Here is a 24,895-nt window from a genome sequence, read left to right on the forward strand (position 1 = left end):
TCGCGCGGGCATTTTATTTTTACTTTCTGGTTATCTCACATGTTTATTAAAGTTCTCGGTTCAGCGGCCGGTGGCGGCTTTCCGCAGTGGAACTGTAACTGCACCAATTGCAGTGGCCTGCGAAATGGCACGATCCAGGCACAAGCGCGCACGCAATCCTCCATTATTGTCAGTGACAATGGCGAAGATTGGGTTTTATGTAACGCTTCCCCTGACATCAGCCAGCAGATTGCTCATACGCCAGAGCTGATCAAGAAAGGAGTGCTGCGCGGCACGGCAATTGGCAGCATTATTCTGACCGACAGCCAGATCGATCACACCACGGGTTTACTCAGCCTACGTGAAGGTTGCCCACATCAAGTGTGGTGCACACCAGAGGTCCACGCCGACCTCACCAGCGGCTTCCCGATTTTTACCATGTTGCAGCACTGGAATGGCGGGCTACAACATCATGCGTTGACACCATTAGCGCCTTTCCGCGTGGATGTGTGCCGTGACTTGCAGTTTACTGCCATCCCGATCCTCAGCAATGCGCCACCTTATTCGCCGTACCGCGACCGGCCCTTGCCGGGCCATAACGTGGCGCTGTTTATTGAGAACACGGCGAACGGGCAAACGCTGTTGTATGCGCCAGGCTTAGGTGAGCCTGATGCAGTGATCATGCCTTGGCTCCAAAAAGCCGATTGTCTGCTGATTGACGGCACCGTCTGGCAGGACGACGAATTATTAGCGACCGGTGTCGGTAAAAACACCGGCAAAGCGATGGGGCATCTGGCCCTGGCAGAAGAGCATGGTTTGATGGCTTTGCTGGCATCGCTGCCGGCAAAACGAAAAATCTTGATTCACATTAACAACACCAATCCGATTCTCAATGAACAGTCGCCGCAGCGTCAGTATTTGATGCAGCAGGGCATAGAAGTGAGCTGGGACGGTATGGCGATTCAGTTGCAGGAGAACGCATCGTGATCATTACCGAAGCCTTATCGCCGCAAGAGTTCGAGCAGGCGCTGCGTGCCAAAGGCGCGTTTTATCATATTCATCATCCTTACCACATCGCCATGCACAAGGGTGAAGCGACCCGTGAACAGATTCAGGGATGGGTTGCGAACCGTTTTTATTACCAGACCAATATTCCGTTGAAAGATGCGGCCATCATGGCAAATTGCCCTGACCCAGCTACGCGTCGCAAATGGGTACAGCGTATTCTTGACCACGACGGCAGCAACGGTCAGGAAGGGGGCATCGAAGCCTGGTTGCAGCTGGGAGAAGCGGTAGGATTGGACCGCGAGGTGCTGTTGTCAGAAAAACTGGTGCTGCCTGGCGTGCGTTTTGCCGTGGATGCCTACGTGAATTTTGCGCGTCGCGCTAACTGGCAGGAAGCCGCATGCAGCTCTTTAACCGAACTGTTTGCACCGCAGATTCACCAGTCACGCCTTGATAGTTGGCCGCAACACTATCCGTGGATCAAGGAAGAGGGCTACTTCTATTTCCGCAGCCGCTTGAGCCAGGCAAATCGCGATGTTGAGCACGGCCTGGCGCTGGCGCTGGAAGTGTTTACCACTGCTGAACAGCAGAATCGGATGCTGGAGATTCTGCAGTTTAAACTCGATATTCTCTGGACCCTGCTGGATGCCATGACCATGGCCTACACTTTGCAGCGTCCGCCTTACCACACGGTTACCGATCAGGTATCCTGGCACAGTACAAGATTGGTATAACATCATGAAAGATAATCTCATTCCTGCTTTTCGCCGTGGTTATCGTATGCAGTGGGAACCGGCACAAGAGAGCCATGTTGTGCTTTATCCTGAAGGCATGGCGAAGCTGAATGAAACGGCCACGGCGATTTTGGAACTGGTGACCGGCAAGCAAGATGTGGCCGCCATCATCACCATCCTCAACAACCGTTTTCCAGAAGCGGGTGGCGTGGATGATGACGTGAAAGAGTTCCTGCAATCTGCTATTGAACAGAAATGGATCCAATGTCGTGAACCCGAATAAAACCACCACGGCACCGCTGTGGCTGCTGGCTGAATTAACTTATCGCTGTCCGCTGCAGTGTCCGTACTGTTCAAATCCGCTCGACTTCGCTCAGCAAGAGAAAGAGCTGACCACGGAACAGTGGATCGACGTTTTCCGCCAGGCGCGCGCGATGGGCAGTGTGCAGTTGGGCTTTTCTGGCGGCGAACCTCTGACTCGTAAAGATCTGCCAGAGTTGATTCGCGCAGCACGCGATCTTGGTTTCTATACCAACCTGATCACCTCTGGTATTGGTCTGACGGCGAAGAAACTGGATGCTTTTGCGGACGCAGGGCTCGATCATATTCAAATTAGCTTCCAGGCCAGCGACGAGACGCTGAACGCTGCGCTTGCCGGTTCGAAAAAAGCCTTCCAACAGAAGCTTGAAATGGCAAAAGCGGTCAAAGCCCATGGCTACCCGATGGTGCTTAATTTCGTCCTGCATCGCCACAATATCGACCAGATCGATAAAATTATCGATCTGTGTATCGAGCTGGAAGCTGACGACGTTGAGCTGGCGACCTGTCAGTTTTATGGCTGGGCGCATGTGAATCGCAAGGGCTTACTGCCGACGCGGGAACAGATAGCCAATGCAGAAGCCGTGGTGGCGCAATATCGCGAGCGCATGAGTGAAAGCGGCAACCTCGCCAATCTGCTGTTTGTTACGCCCGATTATTATGAAGAGCGTCCAAAGCCCTGCATGGGCGGTTGGGGTTCAATCTTCCTGAGTGTGACGCCAGAAGGCAATGCGCTGCCATGCCACAGTGCACGTCAGCTGCCGATCGCGTTCCCATCCGTGCTGGAGCATAGCCTGGAGGATATCTGGTACAACTCCTTTGGTTTTAACCGCTATCGCGGCTATGACTGGATGCCAGAGCCGTGCCGTTCTTGCGATGAAAAAGAGAAGGATTTCGGCGGCTGCCGCTGCCAGGCCTTTATGCTGACAGGGAATGCGGACAATACCGATCCCGTCTGCAGTAAATCCGAGCATCACGGTAAAATCCTGGAAGCGCGACGTGAAGCGACCTGCAGCGATATCAAAATTGAACAGCTACAGTTCCGTAATCGCACCAACTCTGAACTGATCTTCAAACAGCGGGTGACTTGATGACCTCGCGCCGTCTTGTGTTGGCTAACGGAATACACTGCCATTTGTATCATCAGCCTGATGCACGAGACGCCGCGGCGCTGGTCCGCGTCCGCGCGGGGAGCCTGGACGAGCCAGATCGCTGGCCGGGTCTGGCGCATTTGCTGGAGCATCTGCTGTTTTGTGGCAGCGAGCGTTTCAAAGAGCACGATCGCTTAATGCCGTGGGTGCAGCAGCAAGGCGGGCAAGTCAATGCTACGACCCAGCTCAGCACCAGTGCCTTCTTTTTCCAACTGCCGGCGAAGGCGTTAGCGGGAGGTGTGCAGCGCTTGAGCGACATGATCACTGCTCCGCTGCTCAGCCAGCAGGCGATCATGCAGGAAGTGGCGGTAATCGATGCGGAGTTTCAATTACTGCGACACCATGCGGATACGCTAAGTGAAGCGGCCTTAGTGGATACGTTGGGTGAACCTTTTCAGCGTTTCCGGGTGGGTAATGCCGCTGCTTTTGGTGACAATGTCACTTTACTGCAGGCGGCACTGCGTCATTTTCATCATCGCTATTATCGTGCGAATGGCATTGAGCTGTGGCTACAAGGCCCGCAATCGCTCGATGAGTTGGCGCAAATTGCTGAGCGTTTTATCTCGCCTGAACCCTCCAAGGATTTAGCCGCTCCTGTATTTCCCACCTCGTTCGTAGACGACGTGCAATTGCAGTTGCCGGGTGATGAGAGTTTTTGGATCTCACTGAGGTTAACCGGGGATGCGTCATTACTTCGTGACAATGTCACGCTGCTGAGTGTGTTTTGGCTGGATGAAGCACCTGGAAGCTTGCTGGCAGTGCTGCGAGAGGCTGGATTGTGCGATACGCTGCATGGGCAATGGCTGTGGCAGGATGCGCAGCACGGCTGGCTCGCACTGCGTTTCAGCGCAGCGAAAATCAGTGCCGAACAAGCCCGCCGCATTGAAGATCTCTTCTGGCAGCATTTGAAAGCCATAGGGGCATCTAATGCGGTTCAACAACAGCATTATGCGCAGTTGGCACGGCAAGACTTTGCACGACTGGCCCCGCTGGAACAACTGCGCGGCCGCGCGCTGGGCTTTGCGCCAGCAGAGTCTGTGCCAGCACATTTCAAGGAGTTTGTGGCGGGATTAGTACAGGTTCCGTGCTCGCGTTTGTTGACACAGCAGCAGCTACTCAATGCAGAACGCGTCGAGACGCAAGGATTCACGCTGTTACGTAAAAACGGGATTCCGCAATGCTTAGCCTCCCAGACAACGGCGGCTTTCAGTTTCTATCCCCTGTCGCAATCTGTTGATTTGCCTTCTTTGCCACCTGTTGCGATGGCGTTGCCACGTTTTTCAGCACTCCAGCACGTTGAAACCTTACTGTTGCGCCCGGCGTTTTTATCACACCTTGAGCGATCAACATGCGCAGGCGATTCAGGCACGGCTGCGTCCAGTGTTGGCAGCATTGCGCCATGCGGGTGGCAGTGGTAGTTGGCAACAGAAGCAGGGTATCTGGCAACTGGTGCTTAACCTTCCTGTAAGTGATACATCAGCATTAATGACGGTGCATTCGGCGCTGAAGGCTTTGCATGATGAGGGCCAACTCAACCCCGTGGCTTCTGCTCAAACCATCGTGATTCGTCAATTACTGGCTGCGCTGCCTACCCAGTTCATTGCTCCCGTTGCTGATGGTGACTGGTTGGCCGCTTGGTGCGGTGACCAGACTCCGTTACATCAGCGAGTGGAGTATCTGTTAAGTGACTTTTCGCCAGGTTTGGCCACCCACGCTCAACCGCCTCGGCTACAACACGGCATCACGTCTGTTAGCTGCCAAGGGAGCGATCGGGCGCTGCTGTTGTTTATTCCGTTGCCACAGGCAGATGACATCAATTTAGCGGCACTGCGCGCACTGTCGTTATTGCTTGAGCCGCGATTTTTCCAGCGGTTGCGCGTTGATCAACAAATTGGTTATGTGGTTTCAGCACGGTATCAGCGGGTTGCCGATGTTGATGGGCTGCTACTGGCACTGCAGTCGCCGCAAATCCCTTGGCGAGTTTTGCTAGGGCACTGCAAACGCTTTATGCGAGAGATGGTTGCAGAAGTGGCTTCGGTCACGCCACAAACCCTTGCGGCGTGGCAGATGACCTTGCTCGAACAATGCGAACCCAAAGACAACGCCGAGGCGGCGACGCAGGGATTGCGTCAGCAACAAGGGCTGCCGAATCTCAATCGTAATGCAGTTGCTTCCTTGACTCTGACCAGCATTCAGCAGCTTCATACCAGACTACTGCGTGAGCGCCGCCGCTGGCGGATCGTTGTTGCGATAGAAAAGTCGTGAAACTTTCACTAAGCGTAATCATGACTCATTGATATTTTTGAATATATTTGAAAGTCACGCGCAAATCTCTTCACTATTCCTCAGCCAACTAATTCGCCACACTCAAGAGATTATCCCGTTCTAAAAGGAACTCTGAGTGAAAAACGTTACCCGCTTGGTACTGCCATTACTGACTGCTGCCGCTCTGTATGCGCCTGCTTCACAGGCTGCAGCTATGCATTATGACCTCGACCCAGCTCACACCTCAGTGATCGTGACCTGGACGCATTTTGGTTTTTCTCATCCCACCGCGGATATCCCAAGCAGCAAAGGTTCAATCGTCTTTGATAAGGATCACCCAGAACAATCACGTGTTGATGTCACGCTGCCGATCACCCAGATTGATAGCCATGTACCAAAACTAACCCAAGAGTTTCTCGGTGCTGAGTACTTTGACACAGCGAAATATCCTTCAGCTGTGTTCCATAGCACCAAAGTGGTCGCGAAGGGTGATAACAAATTTGATGTAGAAGGAAACCTGACGCTGAAAGGCATCACTAAACCTGTCACCCTGCATGCCACATTGAATCAACAGGGTATGCACCCGATGGTTAAAAAACAGGCGATTGGTTTTGATGCGACCGGGGTGATTAAGCGTTCGGATTTCAAGCTGGATAAGTTTGTACCCGCCGTCAGTGACGACGTGACACTGACGATTTCGACTGAGGCTTACGCGAAATAGGTTTTAAATGTCGCGCATCAATGTATCTCCTATAAAACTGCACCCAGTAACCGTAGGTTCAGCGCTTAGGGGCTGATAACCTGGTCTGGCGCCGCTCATGGACTGGTGGTGCAGGTAATAACGCAGTCTGGCGCCGCTCATGGACTGGTGGTGCAGGTAATAACGCAGTCTGGTGCCGCTCTGGGGCTGGCGGTCCTCGCGCCGCTGACGCGGTACCTTCACTTCACTCGTCAGCCTGACGGACCGGCGCAGACGGGACTTTCCCTGTCCCGGCTGCACCTTTCGCCAGCATCCATGCTGGCTCTCCTGGCTTCCTCATTCCGTTCAGCGCTGCGAAATGCCATCCCCAGAGCGGCCCCAGCCTGCTTGCGAATCTCCGTTTACGCTGTTGGAAAGGGCGCGATGGCTCAGGCGATAGCGCTTTTACTGCTACAAAGGACGCGATGACTCAGACGATAGCGTTTTGAATGCTACAAAGGGCGAGATGGCTCAGGCGATAGCGTTTTTACTGCTACAAAGGACGCGATGATTCAGACGATAGCGCTTTTACTGCCACAAAGGGCACAGTGTTTGAGGCCACAGCGCCTCTGATGCTGCAAGGGCTATTCGCAGCGCTGAGGCGGAGACGTTGTGCCAGGAGCCTGTCGCATGGATGCGACAGGCAGTTCGGGTTGGCCTGGATGCCTTACCCGAACGGTCCGTCCGGCACGACGTTGCAGCCGAAGGCACCGCGCAGCGGCGCGAGGACGGCCCGGCAGCAGCAGAGGTGCTGCGGCCCGCACCAACATGCTCAATCGCGCAAAAAGAAATGGTAGCCTTACCTGAACGGCCCGGCAGCAGCAGAGGTGCTGGGGCCCGCACTAGAACGTGCACAAGAAAAGACCGCCATCTTTGAAAAAATGGCAGCCTCATCCAAGCAAGGTCTTAACTCACATCCGGCATCACGCCCTCACAGCGACCGACGTCAGTCGTTAAGCCCAATACTTCTTCTTGCTGGTCTTGCCCACGCCGGGATTGCAACTGTTCGTCGGGTCCAACTGCTTCCAGTGTTCCACATGCTCGCACGACGCCTGATACAGATGCCCCACGTTATGCTCAGCGGGATATTTCGCCCCGCGCTGCTCCAGATAAACTTTCACGGCTTCCTTAAACGCCTTCGCATCAACGCCTTCCTTCAGCACATAATCCTGATGGTTCACATAGCAGAAGAAATGCCCACAGCAAGAATCGACCTGCACTTGCGCAGCCAAATCTGCGGGAAGCACCAGACGCCAAACATCATCATTACGGCGAAGCGCGACATCAAAGGCGACCAGACGCTCATTTGGGTTATACCCCAACGCATCGCAATAGGAGATGGTACAACCACCCACGCCAAAACGGACCAGAAAAGCATCAGCGGCTTCGCGAGCATTGCAATGGAAAAAACCACCGTTGTGTTCAGCAAAAAATTGCTGCAATAAGCTTTGCAACTCACCGGTCTGCTGCACATCGACTTTAATCATCAAATGATGTTCGTACTCGCTGCGGTAATCCATGATGCGCGGTGCGACAAAGCTGGGGCTTAGCTGGTTAAAGAATTGCAGCGTCCGATCAACAAAATTGCGAGGCAGGAAAGGCACATGGCTGACACGTACATCCCATTTCGCTTTGTTGGCCATCATTTTGGGGATCGCCTGCGGCCCGAGTTTGCGAATCGCCAAATACATATGTTTGGCGTAACGCACTGTCAGATCAAAGGCATTGCGATGGATATATTCAGCCTGTAAAGGTAACTCGCTCATCTGGCTAAGCAGAAAACGGCGCAGCGCCACCAACTCACGTTCATCATGGGTGCCAATATAGAAAGTGTCGCTACCGGCACTGGCTTCAAAGGTCGGCAAGCGTACCGCGAAGACCACTACCTTGCCTGCGCTGCCGGAGCTGTCATGGAGATAACGCAGATCGCCGTTAAAGCGCGAAGGGGAGTCAGCCGTGATGTCACGCAGTCGGTCAGCATAATCATCAGCCCAAATTTTTCCCTGCCAATCGACATGCTCACCGGTTTGATACTGTTGCTCGGTAAGATTTTTAAGCATGGCTTCCGGTGAGTCACCCAAATCAATGCCAAGATGATTGACCATCTCTAAGCGCCCGTCGTCGTGAATGCGCGCAAACAGTGATTTCTCGGTAAACGCGGGACCTCGACGAATCAGCGAACCGCCAGAATTATTACAGATACCCCCAACCACCGAAGCGCCAATACAGCTGGAACCGATCACCGAATGCGGCTCACGGCCCAGCGGTTGTAGCGTCTGCTCCAGTTCGGTCAAAGTGGTGCCAGGGAAGGCGATGACCTGGCGTGCCTGGTCGATGACGTGCACACCTTTAAGCTGCCGGGTACTGATGATCACCACTTCACGATCGTAATCGTTGCCATCGGGCGTCGAACCGCCCGTCACGCCGGTATTCGAAGCCTGCATCAAAATAATGGCGTTATGTGCCACACATATTTCGAGTGTTTGCCACAACTGCGGCAAGGTTTGTGGCAGCAGCACCGCCAAAGCCTCTCCGCGTCCAACACGAAATCCTTTGGTGTACCAAGCTTTATTATCGGCATCAGTTAATACCTGCTTGTCGCCCACTATGCCAGCGAGCTGACGCAACATCTCCTGCGAGGTGGTCATGTTTTCTCTTCTTTGTCATTTATTTACCGCGTTATTGGAGCGCCTGAACGGCGCCACGTCAATCATTCCACGGCACTCATCCAGAAATAACGCACTGAATCATTATCCCTTTATCTATCGTGGGAAAAAGTCTCTGAACCGATAAAAATGCGCGGGTAATCACAATTCAGATCGAAAGAAATTAAGGGGGGAATGGCGATAAAGGGACAACAACGATTTGAGGTATAAAATAAATATAACTCAATGATTTATATGGTTTTTTATAATTAACTGAAAGAAACCAGATGTGATGTACATCACAAAAAATAGCCAATAAATACCTGTGTCAACGTTGTCGCTTATTAAATTCATGGCAAAAGTGTGATCTCTATTGCAAATAGAAAAGTCGTTCACCGGAAGAATGAGTGTCAGACGCGCAGCATAGGGAGTGATGACAATGAGAATTGGCATGGTGATCAGCGGTGGCGATGTAACCGGAATAAATAACTTTGTGTTTCAAATATCACGTATGACACAAGCGGATATGGTGTTATTTAATGGCGGTATTCCAGGCTTGTTAGAAAATCGCCATCAGGAAATAACGCAGCGTGATTTGGTGGATTACGCCATCACGTCAATTCCTGTGATGCAATCAGGACGCACCACGCGGAAACTGATTCGACCCGAATATGAGTTGATTGCTAAACAACTTAAATCACTGCGCATCGATGTATTAGTTATGGCGGGTGGCGACGGATCATTACAATTTCTACACACGTTAAGTGAGTTCGGCGTGAATTGTTTTGGCGTCGGTATGACCATCGATAACGACGTTTTTGGCAGCGACTATACCATTGGTTTCTCCACTGCCTGCGAACAAGTATTAAAAGAAGTCTCCAAGCTAAGAAATACCGGGCGTGCATTAACCGGTCGCGTATTTATGGTGGAATTGCTGGGCGGCTATTGTGGTGAACTTACACTCCAGTCGGCAATTAAATCCAACGCTGATTTTGCGCTGATCCCAGAATGTCAGATCCCGCCGCAGGAGCTGGCAGAGCGCATCACCCAGCGGTTGGCCGCGCAAAACAGTGTCGTCATCCTCTGCTCTGAAGGGTACACCCGAGAGTATTCGCCAGGTTTTCAGGGGGCGATAGATACGCTGATAAAACAGATTGAACCGCTGATTGGGGTACGTATTCGTAAAACCATCATCGGTTACGGCTTGCGAAGTGGTGATCCAACCTGTGAAGAAATTTATCAGGGCACCATTATGGCCAGTGAAGTCGCGCGTTGTATTCAGTCGGGAATGCGCAATAAAGCGGTGATTATTAATGGCAGTCATCGACCGATACCGATTGATCTTATAAGCATGAAAAAACGCCTGGTTGATACCGAAGGGCATCATTACAAACTCGCTAAACAACTGCATATTCTGTGAGGAAAACACCATGCTGAAAATATTATGTGTCTGTGGATGTGGTCTGGGTTCTAGTTTCGCTATCGAAATGAGTGCCAAATCCGTATTAAAGAAACTCGAAATTGAAGCGGATATTGATCACACCACAATTTCAGAAGCCAATGCTTTTAAATCCGACATGATTCTAACCCAAAAGGCGTTTGCCGACGTCTTGAATGCTGATGCTACCCCAGAACAGATCAAGCGGGTGATTATTCTCAATAGGCTGACAGATAAAGCGGAAATTGAAGAAAAAATCGTGGCATTTATGAAAGAACGTAACTTAAAGGTTGCCAACCATGAATAGTGTGTTCAACTTCCTGGTAAAAGATCTATTAGGGCAGGCATCCATTCTGATCGCCTTTATTGCCCTGATTGGTCTGTTACTGCAGAAAAAATCGGCAGGTAAGGTGGTGGAAGGCACCTTTAAAACTCTGCTGGGCTTCTTAATTATGATGGCAGGTATCAACATTATTGTGAGTGCGTTGACCTTCCTGAACACCATTTTCACCCACGGCTTTGGCATGAAAGGCTATATCACTGATGTGGCAGCCATTGCAGGGTTAGCGAGCCGCGAGCTGGGTTCAGAAGTGGCTTTGACGCTGTTGGTGATTTTCATCGTCAACATCATCATTGCGCGTCTGACACCGTTCAAATACATCTTCCTGACCGGGCAGGCGCTGTTGTGGATGGCGACAATCGGTGCGGTGATTGGCTATAAAGCGGGGCTAACAGGTTTACCTCTGATCCTTACCGGCGGCATCTTTGGCGGCATTATGGCGGTGGTGATGCCAGCACTGGCACAACCGGTGGTTCGCCGTATCACGGATTCCGATGATGTTGCACTGGGGCACTTCTGCACCATTGGTTACTTGCTGACAGCGGCAGTGGCGAAGGTGGTCGGTAAAGGCTCGCGCTCAACGGAAGATCTCAAGCTGCCAGACAACTTCAAGTTCCTGCAGGACACCTATCTGTCGATGGCGGTGGTGATGGTCCCGATGTACCTGATCCCAGCAGTAGCAGCAGGCCCAGAATTTATCGGCCAGTACAGTAACGGCATGAACTATCTAATGTATGCCTTTATGCAGTCGATTCAATTCGTGGCAGGTGTGTTCGTGCTGTATAGCGGCGTGCGTTTATTGCTCAACGAGTTGGTGCCAGCGTTCCGTGGCATTGCGATGCGCTTGGTGCCAGATGCAAAACCAGCGCTCGACTGTCCGGTGATGTTCCCCTACGCCCCGAATGCGGTAATTGTGGGCTTCCTCGCCACCACCTTGGGTTCTGTTGTCGGCATGCTGGTATTCCCGATGTTTGGTCTGGCGATGATTCTGCCAGGGCTGCTGACCAACTTCTTTGCCGGTGGTACTGCAGGCGTATTTGGTAATGCGCTGGGCGGACGTCGCGGCGCGATGATTGGCGGATTTGTTCACGGCCTGTTCATTACCTTCTTACCGGCCATTCTAGTGCCGATGCTGGAAAGCTACGGTTTCACCGGCGTGACCTTCAGTGACTCTGACGTGATCAGTACCGGACTGGTATTGGGACATGCGTTCCAGGGTAATTGGCTGTTCGTCGCACTGTTTATTGCCTTTATCACCCTAATCGCCTGGTTTGTTAACGGAAAACCCACTAAATCCCATGAGGAAAAACTCCATGAAACTTTATAACTTTACCGATCTGTTACAGGTGGCTAAACAACGTGAATTTAAAGCGGTCGGTTCCTTTAATTTGCACTGTCTGGAAATGCTACCGGCCTTTTTTAAAGCAGCAGAAAAAACCAATAGTCCATTAATGATTCAAATCTCTACCGGCACCGCAAAATATCTGGGACATAAATTATTAGTGGATGCGATCCGTTCATTATCGGAAAGCCGGAATGTGCCGACCTGTTTGCATCTTGATCACTGTTCAGATTTAGAGGCGATTCAAACTGCACTCGACGCGGGATTCAGTTCAATTATGTATGATGGCTCGCATTTATCGATTGAAGAGAATATTGCCAACACGCGCCGCGTAATTGATATGGCGCGTCCATTAGCTGTCTCGGTAGAGGCAGAACTGGGGGCGATTGGTGGCTCTGAAGACGGTAAAGAAGTGGAAATGAACGATGCTTCCTTCACCACCGTAGACGATGCCAAACGTTTCGTCGACGAAACTGGCGTGGACATGCTGGCGATTTCCATCGGGACGGTACACGGTTTGTACACCGGTAAAGCGCACATTCAGCATCAGCGCCTGGCCGATATCACTGAGGCGACGAAGACGCCACTGGTGTTGCACGGTGGCACAGGCGTCAGTGATGAAGATATGCGCCTGGCCGTGCGCAGCGGGATTGAAAAAGTGAACGTGGGCACGGAAATGAATGTGCAGTGGGTGGCAAACTGCAAGCAGACGTTTGAAAAAGGCAAAGTGAACGACAGTGTGCGTAACTTCCTGGTGCCCGCTAACGATGCCGTTACCAATGTGTTGGTAGAAAAGATTTCACTGTTCCGTTAAGTACGACTCTCTCATGACGTAATAACCTGAGGTGCCCTGGCGCCATTCGGGGCAGGAGACGCTATGTTTGGATTCTTGAAAAAGGGCTCTGATAATAAGAGCCAGGATTCACAAGAAATAGATCTTCAGGCTGAAACGATTAGCGGAAAAATAAGCGAGCTGGAGCAACAGCTCGCAAATAATCCGCAGGCCGTCGATACGCAAAAACAATTGATGTTGGAATATAATCGTGCATTAAATATTTTTGCTAAGAGTCGCCGTTTTCGTCAGGAAATTGATCCGCTGTTCATTAAAATTGATGAGCTGCGTAATACCATCCGCAAATCGATTTAAGGAGGCAGTATGAGTATCAAGCGACTGCTGCAAGAAGCGAACGCGATTCAGGTGGGGATCACGGCCACGGATTGGCGCGAAGTCATTGCGCTGGCGGCGCAACCGCTGGTAGACGGCGGATACGTTAAGGACTCGTATCCCGAGGCGGTGATCGCCAACACACTGACGCACGGTGCCTATTACGTGTTTGAAGAGGGGATTGCCATACCTCATGCCCGCCCAGAAACCGGGGTAATGAAAGATTGTTTCAGCATGATCGTATTGGACGAACCGATTTCCTTTGACGGCAGTGACAAAGCTGACATCGTGATCATGTTTGGCGCGCGCGACAGCAATGCTCACATTGAAGAGGGCATTCGTGCCATCGTCTCGCTATTGGAGGACGAAGAGACGCTGGTTCGGTTACGCAAAGCCAGCAGTGTTGCGGAGGTAATAGAAATCTTATGACTTCCCACACTGAAGAGAAGTACGCGGTGCTGATTAACGGTATTCCGGCTTCGGGCAAGAGCACGCTAACTCGCGCACTGGCAGAGCAGTTTGGTTTTCCTGTGCTGACGCTCGACTGCCTGAAAGAGCCGTTTATGGCCAGTTTCGCGCCAGTAGACCGCTTGCGAAATCGTCAGCTGGGATGTGCTGCTTATCAGGCGATCTGGAAAGTGGTGGGTCAGGCGCCCACGCGCTGTGTTTATCTGATAGATGCCTGGTTTGGTTTCCAACCCAAAGAGGTACTGCAGCAGGGATTGCAGCAGGCTGGCATTACGCGGGTGCTGGAAGTGTGGATGGCGATAACCCCAGACGAGGCGGTAGCCCGTTATCAGTCACGGTTGACGCAGCGTATGCCGGGCCATCCGGGTGCTGAGTATCTGCCAGAACTGCGTAAACTGGCAGAAACGGCGCAGCCAATGGCGCTGGGTCCGGTATTACAACTGGACGCCAGCGATCCTGACGAAGCCGCCGCTTGTGCATGGTTGCAGCGTCAACTGCGTTTGCCGGTAAGTGCTCAACCCGCTTTATCCGCTTCAGGCTGAAAGAAGGCCGCCAGCAATGTGCTGAACTGTTGATCGTGCTGACGATCTTCAGCCAGCTGGCGGCAGATTTCGCCCAGTGCCTGATACAGCCTATCGGTGGCGAGTTCGCCCTGATTCAGTGAAGCAATCTCATCCATCTCTGCCGCCCAGCGCCAGGCTTTTGGCAACATATCGGGCGTGGCCTTCGCCATCCTTTGCAGCAGCGCCTGTTGGCTCTCCTGCATCTCTTCACGCAGCGCATCGGCCGCACCGACCCGACTGGCATTAATCAACATCGCCGAGGTGAGTAACGTGATGCCTTTATTGATCCCGGCGTAGGCCATTTTCAGCGCAGACGCAGCGCCATTTTCGGCATTCATCACCCGCACCCGCAAACCCCAGTCACTCAATGTGGCCAGCTGCGCTGCATGAGGTCCCGAAAACCAGAAGCGTGGACCCTCGGGATTCTGTTCACCCGGTGGCAAGCCGATAATGGCGGCGTCGGCAAAGGGCGCCCCGGTGCTTTCAATAACCCGTGCAACCTGTTTTAGGGTTTCCGGGCTGATGGCGTTGCAATCCACATACAGCGGTTTTTTCTGGGCGGATTGCAGCAGCGGGGCCATGTGCTGCGCCCAACTCAACGCTGATTCTGGTGGCAGAATGGACAGGATAATATCGGCATCACAAAGCGTCTTCTCGTCGACATCCACAATATTCGCTGCCTGCGCGCGCTGCTGCGATATAGCCGAACGTTGGCTTAAAGCCGCAATAACGCGCGCACCGTGCTGTTCGAGCACGCCCCCCACAGCCGCACCCATGGCGCCAGGGGCGGCGATAGCGATGGTTTTCATACTGGCATCTCCTTAAATCATCAGACTGTCAGTATGGAACGCCTTGCCAATAGCGTACTCAGGGAAGTGCAAGCAAATACAACTGTTAGTCAGCGGCAAAGACGCGTGTGCTCAGAAAATCGATCAACGCACGGACTTTAGGCGAGGGGTGTTTACTGGCGGGCCACAGCAGATGGAACACATTGCGATGGCAGGCGTAATCACTCAGGACCTCACACAGCGTGCCCTGTGCCAGTGCTTCACGTACTGCGAAGTCAGGCAGCATGGCGATACCTAAACCGCGCAGGGCAAAACAGACGCGAGTCTCAATGTTGTTACACACCATGCTAACCGGCAATTCCAGTTCATGCTCATCCTCATAACCGCGCAGCACCCACCGTTCAAGCTTGCCGGTGGTGTTGAAGCGGTAATGCAAACAGGCATGCTGTTGTAACGCTTCAGGAGTCTGTGGCGTACCCTGACGAGCCAGATAGTCGGGTGACGCTACGGCAATGGAGTATGCGTAGCCGAGTTTGCGCGCTGACAGACGGGAGTCGGTTGGCGGACCGCCGCGCATCACCGCGTCATACCCCTCGGCTATCACGTCCACCAGGCGATCGCTGAAGTCGAGGTCGAGCTGAATATCAGGGTAGGCCGCCATAAAATCGCCCAAAGCCGGTAAAATCAATGAGCTAACGATGGGCAAACTCAATTTCAATCTTCCGGTAGGACGCTGCGCCGCCTGCGATAGCTCGCTCTCGGCGGCTTCAATTTCGGCAAGAATACGCCTGCTGCGCTCCAGAAACAGCATGCCTTCAGCCGTTAATGTGATGCTGCGTGTGCTGCGATGAAATAACCGCACCCCCAGCTTATCCTCCAGCCGGGCGATACTCTTTCCGACGGCTGAGGCGGTGACACCAAGATGTCGACCTGCCGCAACAAAACTGCGCGTTTCCGCGACCTGCACAAACACCATAAAACCATTAAGGCTGTCCATAACGTCTCACCATTGCGGAAGTCAATGTCCGGTTAGTCCTGAAATGTACCCCACTTTTTCCGCAATCGCGAAATAGCTACCTTGAGAAGGACAATTTCTCAGGAGCGATAACAATGCAGAAAATCATTCAGCGGGTGATGCAAACGGCGTTAGATGAACAGCGTTTGGTGGGGATGGAGGTGACTGGACGGAGGGTGGCGGAAAGGGTGTGCGATCAAGTGAGCCCGTATGCGTTACAGGAGGCGCGATGAGCACGCGTTTACCTCTTCTTCCCTTGTTGTCGCTCAGCCTAGCGGCGTTTATCACCATCGTCACTGAAGCCCTGCCTGCTGGACTGTTAGTCCCGATGGCTCAAGATCTACAGGTCTCGGTTTCGGCGGCAGGTCAGAGCGTGTCAGTGTATGCGCTCGGTTCTTTCCTTGCGGCAATACCGCTGATGTCGCTGTTACAGGCGATGCCGCGCCGCCGCCTGTTGCTGTGTACACTGGCAGGATTTACCCTCGCCAATGGCGCAACGGCGCTAATCGATAATTACCTCTTGATACTGCTGGCACGTGTGGTAGCCGGGATTGCTGCGGGTATGTTGTGGGCTCTGCTGGCGGGCTACGCTGCTGCCATGGCCCCACAGCAAAAGGGCAAAGCGATTGCGATTGCCATGGCTGGCACACCGCTGGCGCTGGCGATCGGGGTTCCATTGGGTACCTTCGTCGGAAATCTGATTGGCTGGCGCATGAGTTTTGCTGCATTGAGTGGTTTGTCATTATTACTGATGCTGATATTGCGGCTGACTGCTCCTGAGCAGCCGGGGCAATCTGCACAACAGCGTTTATCCTTACGCCGAGTGCTCATGCTGCCAGGAGTTGGGCGTGTGTTAGTGCTGGTGCTCTGTTTCGTGCTGGCGCACAACATTCTCTACACCTATATCGTGCCCTTGTTACAGCCTGCCGGGTTGGGAGAGCGCGCAGATTCTGCGCTACTCTTCTTCGGTATCAGTTCGTTGTTCAGCATATTTATCACCGGAATATGGGTCGATCGCCACCTGCATCTCATGATGCTAATAAGCATTGTATTATTTATGGCATCGGTGCTGCTGCTACAACTCTTGCCAACCCAGCCCGCCGCGATATGGCTGGCGGTGGTGATGTGGGGGCTGGCATTTGGCGGGGTGCCGACATTATTTCAGACCGCGATGGTCGATCATGCAGGGAAGGCGGTTGACGTGGCGCAGTCAATGCTGGTCACCGTCTGGAATTTGGCGATTGCGGGTGGAGGTATGATCGGCGGGATGCTGTTGCAAAGCCTCGGTGTCAGCCTGTTTGCGCCAGTATGCTTTCTCCTGCTGGCGGTGGCGTTGTGGGTGATATGGCTTGGCAGAAAGCGCGCCGGGCGGGCCAGCTTTAATCCCCAGACGTGATAGTAACCGCATGATTTGGCAAGGCATGTTGGTCAGTGTTGACCACACTTTAGCGATGTTCTTCATGTTTATTGCGCATCAACTAAGGAAACCTTTATGAAAATCGATTTGCATGGCAAAACGGCACTGGTGACCGCCTCTACCGGTGGTATTGGCTTCGCGATTGCTCAGGGGTTGGCGGAGAGCGGCGCTGAAGTGGTACTCAACGGACGCAGTGAAGCGTCGGTCAGCCGTGCGCGTGAGCAGCTAAATGCACGCGTTGTGGGTGCCAAAATTCACACTTTTATTGCCGATCTTGGCAGTGCGCAGGGCGTGGAGCAGTTGCTGAAGGGTTTGCCGCCGATCGACATTCTGGTCAACAACGCAGGCATTTATGGACCGCAAGATTTCTTCGCGACAGATGATGAGACCTGGGAAGCTTACTGGCAAACCAATGTGATGTCGGGTGTACGACTGTCTCGCGCCTTGTTGCCAGATATGGTCAAGCGTGGCTGGGGTCGAGTGGTGTTTATCTCATCAGAGTCCGCGCGTAACATCCCAGCTGATATGGTGCATTACGGCGTGACCAAGACCGCGCAGCTTTCCCTGGCGCGTGGTTTAGCCAAAGTTGCAGCAGGCAGCGGGGTGACAGTAAACAGTGTGTTGCCCGGTCCAACGATTTCGGATGGCTTTGCCGCGATGATGGAAGATGAGGTGAAGCGTACCGGAAAATCACTGGAAGTATTGGCAAAAGAGTTTGTCATGGCACAGCGTCCTAGCTCGGTAATTCAACGCGCTGCCACGGTGGAAGAGGTGGCGAATATGGTGGTTTATGTCTGTTCTAAACAGGCTTCTGCCACCTCTGGTGCAGCGCTTCGTGTTGATGGCGGTGTCGTGGACGATATCGTTTAACTGCGCATAATGGTGCTCCATTTAAACGGCGTGAATAGGGGTCAAAAACTGATATTCACGCTTTCTCTCCTTTGATGAATAAAAAATGCTGATAATTTATTCGTCCCTCCACCCCGTTATAATTACATATAAGCACTGTATTTGTGAGTTATTAATAAGCGGATGGTAACACTATTAATCTGCATTTTTTTAGTGGGTATCGCTCAAGTGATTAATAAATAAAGAAGCCTATTTTAAAAGGATGTAGTTACTCACTGAAGTCAATTAACCAGTTAATGGTTTGTTTCTTCATTGCCAAATTTGTTAATCAAATGTTCCGTAGTAGTGGTTAAAAGTGTGTGGATTTACAATTGTTGACATTTTATTAACACAAACATACAGTCCGTCCGATTTTGACTTTATTGTTACACATTCACACAGTCGGGGAGTGTATGGAAATTAAGCAAGGAAAACCGCGGCATCGTTCCGGTTTATCATTCGTGTTAAGCATTGTTTTTGCTGTATTAACAGTGGCGACCGCCGTCGCCATTATTCTTGGAGGGGGTAAATTACTTTCATTGGGTGGATCGGCTTATTATTTGATTGCCGGTGTAGCTTACCTTATTTTAGTGGTGCTTTATTTCAAAAAGCCGAGTGTTGGGCTCTATTTCTCCAGCATCATTTTTGTACTGACAATAATCTGGTCGCTGATTGAAGTTGGTGGTCTTAATTATTGGGATCTTTTGCCGCGTCTTGTTGTCCCTGCATTGTTATTCCTGCTCAGCTTGCTGGTGACATTCACTGATAAGGCTGCCGCGCCAAAGCAGCGCCGGCTTTCTGGCAGCGCCAGCTTGGTGGTGTTTGTGGCGTTGATCGCCACGTTTATTGGCGGTTTCTTCCCACACAATACAATTTATAATCCTGAAGCCATTTCATCTGAGCCGCTTAAGCCCAGCGAAAATGATGCCGCACAAGAGAATCAGGATTGGCGCTATATAAGTCGTAATGCCAGCGGAACGCGTTTTTCTCCGCTTGATCAGGTCAATGCCGATAATGTCAAAGACCTGCAGGTCGCCTGGACCTACCGCACGGGGCGCCGTCTGACGGGTAATGCTGCTGGCGTCGATGAAAATACCCCTATCCAGGTCGGCTCGGTACTTTATACCTGCACACCTGAGAACCTGATCGCTGCAGTCGATGCCGATACCGGCAAACCGATCTGGAAGTTCGACCCACATGCTCACACCTATGAGCATGTGACCTGCCGTAGCGTGGGTTATTACGATTACGACACAGATGAAACGCTGAGCGCGGATCAGAAAGCGGCTTACATCGACACATCTTGCCGTCAGCGAATTATCGCTTCAACCGTGGACGCGCGTCTGATTGCACTGGATGCACACACCGGTGAGTTGTGCCCGAATTTTGGTCAAAATGGCACTGTGAATCTGCAACAGGGCATGGGCGATACCGCAGAAAGTCGTCGTTATCACCCGACCAGTGTGCCTGTGATGATGGGGCACCTGACGGTCTTTGGATCATGGGTGCGTGATATCACAGAGGATGAACCATCAGGGGTGTTACGTGCTTATGATGTCCGTGACGGTTCACTGGCATGGGCGTGGGATGTGGGCAACGTTGAGGGTGCGAAACAGGGTGATGAACACTACACACTGAGTACGCCTAACGTCTGGGCCATTCCAACTTACGATAAAGATCTGGGTCTGGTGTATGTTTCTACTGGCAACGGTCCACCTGATTATTGGGGCGGCAATCGTAACGCGGCAAAAGAGAAATTTGGTTCTTCAGTGATTGCGTTAGACGTCAACACCGGTAAAACCAAATGGGTCTTCCAGACGGTGCATCACGATGTCTGGGACTATGATTTACCGTCACAACCTGTGATGTACAACATGAAGAATGAGCAGGGTGAAGTGGTTCCTGCCCTGATTCAAACCAGTAAAATGGGCGAGATCTTTGTTCTTGATCGCCGTACGGGTAAACCGGTCAGTAGGGTGGTGGAGAAGTCGGTGCCTACTTCGCCAGCGGCACAAGACGAACATCTTTCCCCGACACAGCCCTTCTCGGTGGATATGCCAACGATTGGTCTTGAGCAGTTAAACGAGAAAAAGATGTGGGGCGTCAGTATGTTTGACCAGCTTTACTGCCGCATCTTGTTTAAATCGGCGCTTTACTCAGGCATTTTCCAGCCGAACAGCGAAAAAACCTATCTTGAATTCCCGGCGACCATGGGCGGTATGAACTGGGGGGGCGTATCAATCGATGAGACCTCCGGCATTCTTTACGTCAATGATATCCGCTTGGGTACGCTGATGGCGCTTAAGAGCAAAGAGGCTGCCAAAGGACAGAAAATCTCTCTGGACGAAGTGCCACAGTGGGCTGGTACCGTGCGTCCGCAGATCAGTGGGCCGTACGTTGGGGTGAGAATGGATAACTTTGCCTCCTTCCTGCAGGTTCCTTGCCAGCATCCACCGTTCGGCACTATGACAGCTATCGACTTGCACAGTAAGAAAATCGTCTGGCAGGTACCGATGGGTACGGTTGAAGACACCGGTCCACTGGGGATTAAAACGCATCTGGCGATGCCAGTGGGTATGCCAACGTTAGGCGGTCCAACCTCGACGAAAAGTGGTTTAGTGTTCTTTGCGGGTAGCCAAGATAACTACCTGCGTGCGCTGGACAGTAAAACGGGCAAAGAGGTGTGGAAAACACGCCTGCCGGTTGGGGCGACCGCTTCACCGCTGATCTACCAGTCCCCTAAGACGGGTAAGGAGTACATCGTCATTTCGGCGGGTGGCGCAGCGCACTCACCGGATGTGGGTGATTATCTGATCGCCTACGCCTTACCTGACAAAGCGTAATGTTTAGCACGCCCGGTGTTCGCACTGGGCGTGTGCGCCCAGACAAAAGTTTACACAGCAATGCTTGGTGTTTCTGCTTCATCTGCATAAAATGCCCGCACTTTTCTCTGGGGCGGTGGCATGACGAAATCAGCACAACGCGCAAAATGGATTCTGGCACTGCTTTGTCTGGTGCTGGCGTTTTGTCTCGCCCAGCGTAGCTTTAATCTACCCGCCCCATCGCCGGTATCCGTCAGCAGTTCATCCTTCAGTGATGTTGAAAGCGTCGGTGGCGACAAAATCTGTTCTATTAGCGCCAAATCTCTGCACGCTGCCGCACCGCTACTCGATAGCGTCATGCCGTTTTTGTTGATGGTGATGGCGTTGATCACCACCTTATTGTCATGCCGAACGCTGACTGGCTTTCGCCGTGAAGCTCTTTTTCCGCCCGTCCAACGGCGGCACCTCACTTTCTGTGTCTTCCGGGAATAACACGGCGCGCTCCATCGCGTAACCCTGTTATTTACTGGAGAAATCGACATGAAGATGTTTATCAGGAGCCTGATGCTCCTGTTGATGTGCTGTGCAAGTCTTACCCAAGCTGCCGACACTGGCTGGCTGCGCAATGCGCAAAATAGCCATGCTGAAGTACGCCTGCGCAGCGCAAGCCTTGGTGATGAGCAACAGCTGTTGCTGGATATCCGCTTACAGCCGGGCTGGAAAACTTACTGGCGCACGCCGGGTGAAGGCGGCGTAGCGCCGGAAATCCGCTGGCAAACCCCCGATGTAAAGGCCAATTGGTTCTGGCCTGCGCCAGCACGTTTTGATGTGAGCGGACTGACCACGCAAGGCTACAAAGGCGATATTACTCTGCCGATAATGCTAGATAAGGTGGCAGGTGCGACCCTGGCTGGCACGCTGACGTTGTCAACCTGTAGTGATGTTTGCATTCTAACCGACTTCCCGTTCCGTCTTGACCTCACGCAAGCTGCGAGTAGCGATTTCGCTCGTGACTACGCGCTGGCGATGGGACAGATTCCTGCTGAGCGCGGCCTGACCGACCAACTTGACGCCAGTTTTATCAATGGCGAGCTACAGATTCGCGCGCAACGTCAGGGCGGTTGGACCCAACCCGCGCTGTTCTTTGACTATCCACAAGGCAGCATGCTGGCTGCACCACAAATCAATGTGCAGGGCGATACGTTGAGCGCACGGGTGGCGGTGACCGATGAATGGGGGGAAGCCGCGCCCGATCTGCGTGGTAAAACCTTGTCACTGGTGGTGGCTGATGCAGGTATGGCACAACAAAGCTCGGTGACCATTGGGGCACAGCCCCTTGTCGCAGACAGCGGAGCGCAGACTCTGTGGTCGGTGGTATTGCTGGCCTTGTTAGGGGGATTGATCCTCAATCTTATGCCCTGCGTGCTGCCCGTGCTGGCGATAAAACTCAGCAGTCTGGTGCAGCAACAGGGGCAAACTCGCCGTCAAACCCGCCAGCAATTCCTCGCCTCCAGCGCCGGTATTCTGTTCTCGTTCCTGCTGCTGGCGGCAGTGATGACAGGCTTACGGCTGAGCGGTCAAGCGCTGGGTTGGGGCATTCAATTCCAAAGTAGTGGCTTCCTGCTGGCGATGGTGCTGGTGATGTTCCTGTTCACCGCCAGTTTGTTCGATTTGCTCCATTTTCGTTTGCCTTCGGGCCTCAACACCAGGTTGGCTACGCAAGGCGGGAATGGGTTGCTCGGGCACTTCGGGCAGGGCGCTTTTGCCACCTTGCTGGCGACGCCATGCAGTGCACCTTTCCTCGGTACGGCAGTGGCCTATGCATTAACCGCACCTTTGCCACAGCTGTGGGTATTGTTTGCTGCGCTAGGCATCGGCATGAGTTTGCCTTGGCTTTTGGTCGCGGCGCTTCCCGGTTTAGCCCGTTGTTTGCCGCGTCCGGGGCGCTGGATGGTGCATCTACGCACCTTGCTCGGTCTATTCATGCTGCTCGCCACATTCTGGTTGATCACGCTGTTAATCCCACATTGGGGGGAAACTTTCGCGTTGATATTGAGCGGGATTTTGCTGCTGGTGATGTGTGCGTGGTTGGTTCAGCGTCGCGCGCTGCACCAAGCCGCTGTGGTATTTATCAGTCTGACGCTGGTCGGTGCCGCGTTCCTGATAACGCGCATTGCGCCAGAGGAAGAGACGCTGGACTGGCAGCCCCTGACCGAAGCGGCGATTAATCAAGCACTGGAACAAGATAAGCGTGTGTTTGTTGATGTTACCGCTGACTGGTGTATCACCTGCAAAGTGAACAAATCCCGCGTGTTGAACCAACCGGACGTGCGTGCTGCGCTGAAAGCCGATGATGTTGTCCTGCTGCGCGGAGACTGGACGCAACCCGATCCGGCAATCGGTGAGTTCCTGCGTCGACGTGACCGCGTTGCCATCCCCTTTAACCAGATTTATGGCCCGGCACTGCCGCATGGCCACATTTTGTCACCGTTGCTGAGTCGTGAAGCGGTGATTTCAACACTCTCTGAGGCCAAAAAATGATGAAAAAATCCCTGTTATTGCCCTTGATGTTTCTGACTCTGCCTGCGCTGGCCGCTGCGCCGTTTACGCCAGAACAGGAGGCACGTATCAAAGAACTGATTCGTGAAACCTTGGTACAGAATCCGGCGATTCTGGCAGAAGCGGCTGATGCGTTCGATAAAGAAGCGTCACGCCAGCAGCAGAATGTTGTCGCGCAGGTGGTGAAGAAAAACCACGATGCCCTGTTTAACGATAAGGGTTCGCCGCGTATTGGTGCGGCAAACCCGGCGTTAACGCTGGTTTATTTCACAGACTACAACTGCGTTTTCTGCAAAAAATTTGATGCGGATATTGAGAAGCTGCTGAAAACCTATCCCCAAGTGGCCGTTGTTTTAAAACCACTGCCTTACCGTGCTGAAACATCACTGACATCAGCGCGGCTGGCGTTGACGGTGTGGGAACAGCAACCGCAGAACTTCCTAAAATTGCATGAGCGCTTGATGGCGAAAAAGGGCAACCACGACGAGGCAAGTATTGTGGCTGCATTGGATAAAACAGGCATTAAGCTGAAGGATCCGAGTAAAGCGAGTCTCGATACCATTAATTTAAACCTGACATTGGCACAGCAACTGGGTGTGCAGGGCACGCCTGCTACGCTGGTGGGCAATGAGTTGATCAGCGGTGCAGTGCCTTATGCCCAGTTGGAAACGGCAGTGAAGGGCGCGTTGCAGGCGAAGCCATGAAGCGTCTGAAGCGCTGGCTGCGTGAAGCTCTGTGGCTGGTGCTGATTGGGGCTGCAATCCTTTGGGGCATGGATTGGTTGCGAGCACCGCAACTGCCTGCCGATTTGGCGCAGCAGCCACTGACGTCGTTACAGGGTGAGGTTAATCTCGCCGCGTTGAGTCAGGATCGTCCGGTGTTGGTGTACGTTTGGGCGACCTGGTGCGGTGTGTGTAAACTCACCGCGCCCACCGTGGCCGCGTTAAGCCAGCAAGGCACGCAGGTGGTCAGCGTGGCACTGCGCTCCGGTGACGACAGCCGTGTCGCCACGTGGCTGGAGAAAAAAGGGCTACAGGGCGTTGCGGTGAATGATGAAAACGGTACGGTGAGTCAACGCTGGGATATCAATGTGACGCCGACCTTTATTGTGCTACAGCGCGGCAAAGTGGTCAGCACCACGACCGGTTGGAGCAGCGCGTGGGGACTGAAGCTGAGACTGTGGTGGGCGGAACACTTTAGCGGGTAAACCGTCGGTTTAAGCCTGGTCGCCATCAATAGTGCCCCTACGTCGTG

The 24,895-nt window shown here is 52.8% G+C and carries 25 protein-coding genes; 22 read left to right on the forward strand and 3 right to left on the reverse strand.

Features of this window, described 5'->3' with window-relative positions; genetic code table 11:
- Window positions 1-39 precede the first annotated feature (39 nt).
- The 7 genes from pqqB to HA51_RS16755 all read left to right on the forward strand — a co-directional run bounded on the left by pqqB (window position 40) and on the right by HA51_RS16755 (window position 6,173).
- Complete coding sequence (pqqB, locus tag HA51_RS16730; protein WP_084935745.1) at window positions 40-966, forward strand: pyrroloquinoline quinone biosynthesis protein PqqB; 927 nt, start codon at window positions 40-42, stop codon at window positions 964-966.
- The gene (gene pqqC / locus HA51_RS16735) at window positions 963-1,718 is read left to right on the forward strand and encodes a pyrroloquinoline-quinone synthase PqqC (RefSeq protein WP_084935746.1); all 756 of its coding nucleotides are present in this window, start codon (window positions 963-965) and stop codon (window positions 1,716-1,718) included. The genes pqqB and pqqC overlap by 4 nt, the downstream gene beginning before the upstream one ends.
- A 4-nt stretch (window positions 1,719-1,722) precedes the next feature.
- Window positions 1,723-2,001 (forward strand): pyrroloquinoline quinone biosynthesis peptide chaperone PqqD, encoded by a 279-nt coding sequence (gene pqqD, locus HA51_RS16740; RefSeq protein WP_084935747.1) that lies wholly within the window; start codon window positions 1,723-1,725, stop codon window positions 1,999-2,001.
- Window positions 1,988-3,127: a pyrroloquinoline quinone biosynthesis protein PqqE gene (pqqE, locus tag HA51_RS16745; RefSeq protein ID WP_084935748.1), complete on the forward strand. Its 1,140-nt coding sequence runs from the start codon at window positions 1,988-1,990 to the stop codon at window positions 3,125-3,127. The genes pqqD and pqqE overlap by 14 nt, the downstream gene beginning before the upstream one ends.
- A complete protein-coding gene (pqqF, locus tag HA51_RS27555) occupies window positions 3,127-4,605 on the forward strand; it encodes a pyrroloquinoline quinone biosynthesis protein PqqF (protein WP_245840231.1) in 1,479 nt (492 codons plus the stop codon). Before pqqE ends, pqqF begins: the two co-directional genes overlap by 1 nt.
- On the forward strand, window positions 4,523-5,452 hold the full coding sequence (locus tag HA51_RS27560; RefSeq protein ID WP_245840232.1) for a hypothetical protein: 930 nt from the start codon (window positions 4,523-4,525) through the stop codon (window positions 5,450-5,452). The genes pqqF and HA51_RS27560 overlap by 83 nt, the downstream gene beginning before the upstream one ends.
- Before the next feature lie 136 nt (window positions 5,453-5,588).
- Entirely contained in the window at window positions 5,589-6,173 is a 585-nt protein-coding gene (locus HA51_RS16755; RefSeq protein WP_084935749.1) for a YceI family protein, read from the forward strand.
- A 971-nt stretch (window positions 6,174-7,144) separates the two neighbouring features.
- Here HA51_RS16755 and dld read toward each other — a convergent pair.
- Entirely contained in the window at window positions 7,145-8,839 is a 1,695-nt protein-coding gene (gene dld, locus HA51_RS16765) for a D-lactate dehydrogenase (RefSeq protein ID WP_084935750.1), read from the reverse strand.
- A 436-nt stretch (window positions 8,840-9,275) separates the two neighbouring features.
- Here dld and HA51_RS16770 point away from each other — a divergent pair, with 436 nt between their 5' ends.
- The 7 genes from HA51_RS16770 (at window position 9,276) to HA51_RS16800 (ending at window position 14,131) form a co-directional block, all read left to right on the forward strand.
- Window positions 9,276-10,256 (forward strand): 6-phosphofructokinase, encoded by a 981-nt coding sequence (locus tag HA51_RS16770; protein WP_084935751.1) that lies wholly within the window; start codon window positions 9,276-9,278, stop codon window positions 10,254-10,256.
- 10 nt (window positions 10,257-10,266) lie between these two features.
- Window positions 10,267-10,581, forward strand: a complete 315-nt coding sequence (locus HA51_RS16775; RefSeq protein ID WP_039329129.1) for a PTS sugar transporter subunit IIB — start codon at window positions 10,267-10,269, stop codon at window positions 10,579-10,581.
- Window positions 10,574-11,941, forward strand: coding sequence for a PTS sugar transporter subunit IIC (locus tag HA51_RS16780; RefSeq protein ID WP_084935752.1), 1,368 nt, complete (start codon window positions 10,574-10,576; stop codon window positions 11,939-11,941). Before HA51_RS16775 ends, HA51_RS16780 begins: the two co-directional genes overlap by 8 nt.
- Window positions 11,928-12,770, forward strand: coding sequence for a class II fructose-bisphosphate aldolase (locus HA51_RS16785; protein ID WP_084935753.1), 843 nt, complete (start codon window positions 11,928-11,930; stop codon window positions 12,768-12,770). Before HA51_RS16780 ends, HA51_RS16785 begins: the two co-directional genes overlap by 14 nt.
- A 63-nt stretch (window positions 12,771-12,833) precedes the next feature.
- Entirely contained in the window at window positions 12,834-13,103 is a 270-nt protein-coding gene (locus tag HA51_RS16790; protein WP_084935754.1) for a hypothetical protein, read from the forward strand.
- A 9-nt stretch (window positions 13,104-13,112) separates the two neighbouring features.
- Window positions 13,113-13,550 carry a PTS sugar transporter subunit IIA gene (locus HA51_RS16795; protein ID WP_084935755.1) on the forward strand — a complete coding sequence of 146 codons (438 nt, stop codon included), beginning with the start codon at window positions 13,113-13,115 and terminating at the stop codon, window positions 13,548-13,550.
- Window positions 13,547-14,131, forward strand: coding sequence for a P-loop nucleotide/nucleoside kinase family protein (locus HA51_RS16800; protein WP_084935756.1), 585 nt, complete (start codon window positions 13,547-13,549; stop codon window positions 14,129-14,131). The genes HA51_RS16795 and HA51_RS16800 overlap by 4 nt, the downstream gene beginning before the upstream one ends.
- Here the strand turns inward: HA51_RS16800 and HA51_RS16805 are convergent.
- Window positions 14,104-14,961 (reverse strand): NAD(P)-dependent oxidoreductase, encoded by an 858-nt coding sequence (locus HA51_RS16805; RefSeq protein ID WP_084935757.1) that lies wholly within the window; start codon window positions 14,959-14,961, stop codon window positions 14,104-14,106. The two genes, HA51_RS16800 and HA51_RS16805, sit on opposite strands and share 28 nt — an antisense overlap.
- 85 nt (window positions 14,962-15,046) lie before the next feature.
- The gene (locus HA51_RS16810; protein ID WP_084935758.1) at window positions 15,047-15,937 is read right to left on the reverse strand and encodes a LysR family transcriptional regulator; all 891 of its coding nucleotides are present in this window, start codon (window positions 15,935-15,937) and stop codon (window positions 15,047-15,049) included.
- A 113-nt stretch (window positions 15,938-16,050) separates the two neighbouring features.
- Here HA51_RS16810 and HA51_RS27125 point away from each other — a divergent pair, with 113 nt between their 5' ends.
- From HA51_RS27125 to HA51_RS16845, 8 genes are all read left to right on the forward strand, one after another.
- Window positions 16,051-16,188: a hypothetical protein gene (locus HA51_RS27125; protein WP_158087378.1), complete on the forward strand. Its 138-nt coding sequence runs from the start codon at window positions 16,051-16,053 to the stop codon at window positions 16,186-16,188.
- Window positions 16,185-17,351: an MFS transporter gene (locus HA51_RS16815; RefSeq protein WP_084935759.1), complete on the forward strand. Its 1,167-nt coding sequence runs from the start codon at window positions 16,185-16,187 to the stop codon at window positions 17,349-17,351. The genes HA51_RS27125 and HA51_RS16815 overlap by 4 nt, the downstream gene beginning before the upstream one ends.
- A gap of 96 nt (window positions 17,352-17,447) precedes the next feature.
- Window positions 17,448-18,242: an SDR family NAD(P)-dependent oxidoreductase gene (locus tag HA51_RS16820; protein ID WP_084935760.1), complete on the forward strand. Its 795-nt coding sequence runs from the start codon at window positions 17,448-17,450 to the stop codon at window positions 18,240-18,242.
- A gap of 431 nt (window positions 18,243-18,673) precedes the next feature.
- Window positions 18,674-21,103 (forward strand): membrane-bound PQQ-dependent dehydrogenase, glucose/quinate/shikimate family, encoded by a 2,430-nt coding sequence (locus HA51_RS16825; protein WP_084935761.1) that lies wholly within the window; start codon window positions 18,674-18,676, stop codon window positions 21,101-21,103.
- A 120-nt stretch (window positions 21,104-21,223) separates the two neighbouring features.
- Window positions 21,224-21,574 carry a hypothetical protein gene (locus tag HA51_RS16830; protein ID WP_084935762.1) on the forward strand — a complete coding sequence of 117 codons (351 nt, stop codon included), beginning with the start codon at window positions 21,224-21,226 and terminating at the stop codon, window positions 21,572-21,574.
- Between the two features lie 48 nt (window positions 21,575-21,622).
- Entirely contained in the window at window positions 21,623-23,623 is a 2,001-nt protein-coding gene (locus HA51_RS16835; protein ID WP_084935763.1) for a protein-disulfide reductase DsbD family protein, read from the forward strand.
- A complete protein-coding gene (locus tag HA51_RS16840; RefSeq protein ID WP_084935797.1) occupies window positions 23,623-24,345 on the forward strand; it encodes a DsbA family protein in 723 nt (240 codons plus the stop codon). Before HA51_RS16835 ends, HA51_RS16840 begins: the two co-directional genes overlap by 1 nt.
- The gene (locus tag HA51_RS16845) at window positions 24,342-24,848 is read left to right on the forward strand and encodes a protein disulfide oxidoreductase (RefSeq protein WP_084935764.1); all 507 of its coding nucleotides are present in this window, start codon (window positions 24,342-24,344) and stop codon (window positions 24,846-24,848) included. Before HA51_RS16840 ends, HA51_RS16845 begins: the two co-directional genes overlap by 4 nt.
- The last annotated feature ends 47 nt before the right edge of the window (window positions 24,849-24,895 follow it).

Source organism: Pantoea rwandensis (genome assembly GCF_002095475.1).
Taxonomy (GTDB): Bacteria; Pseudomonadota; Gammaproteobacteria; order Enterobacterales; family Enterobacteriaceae; genus Pantoea; species Pantoea rwandensis.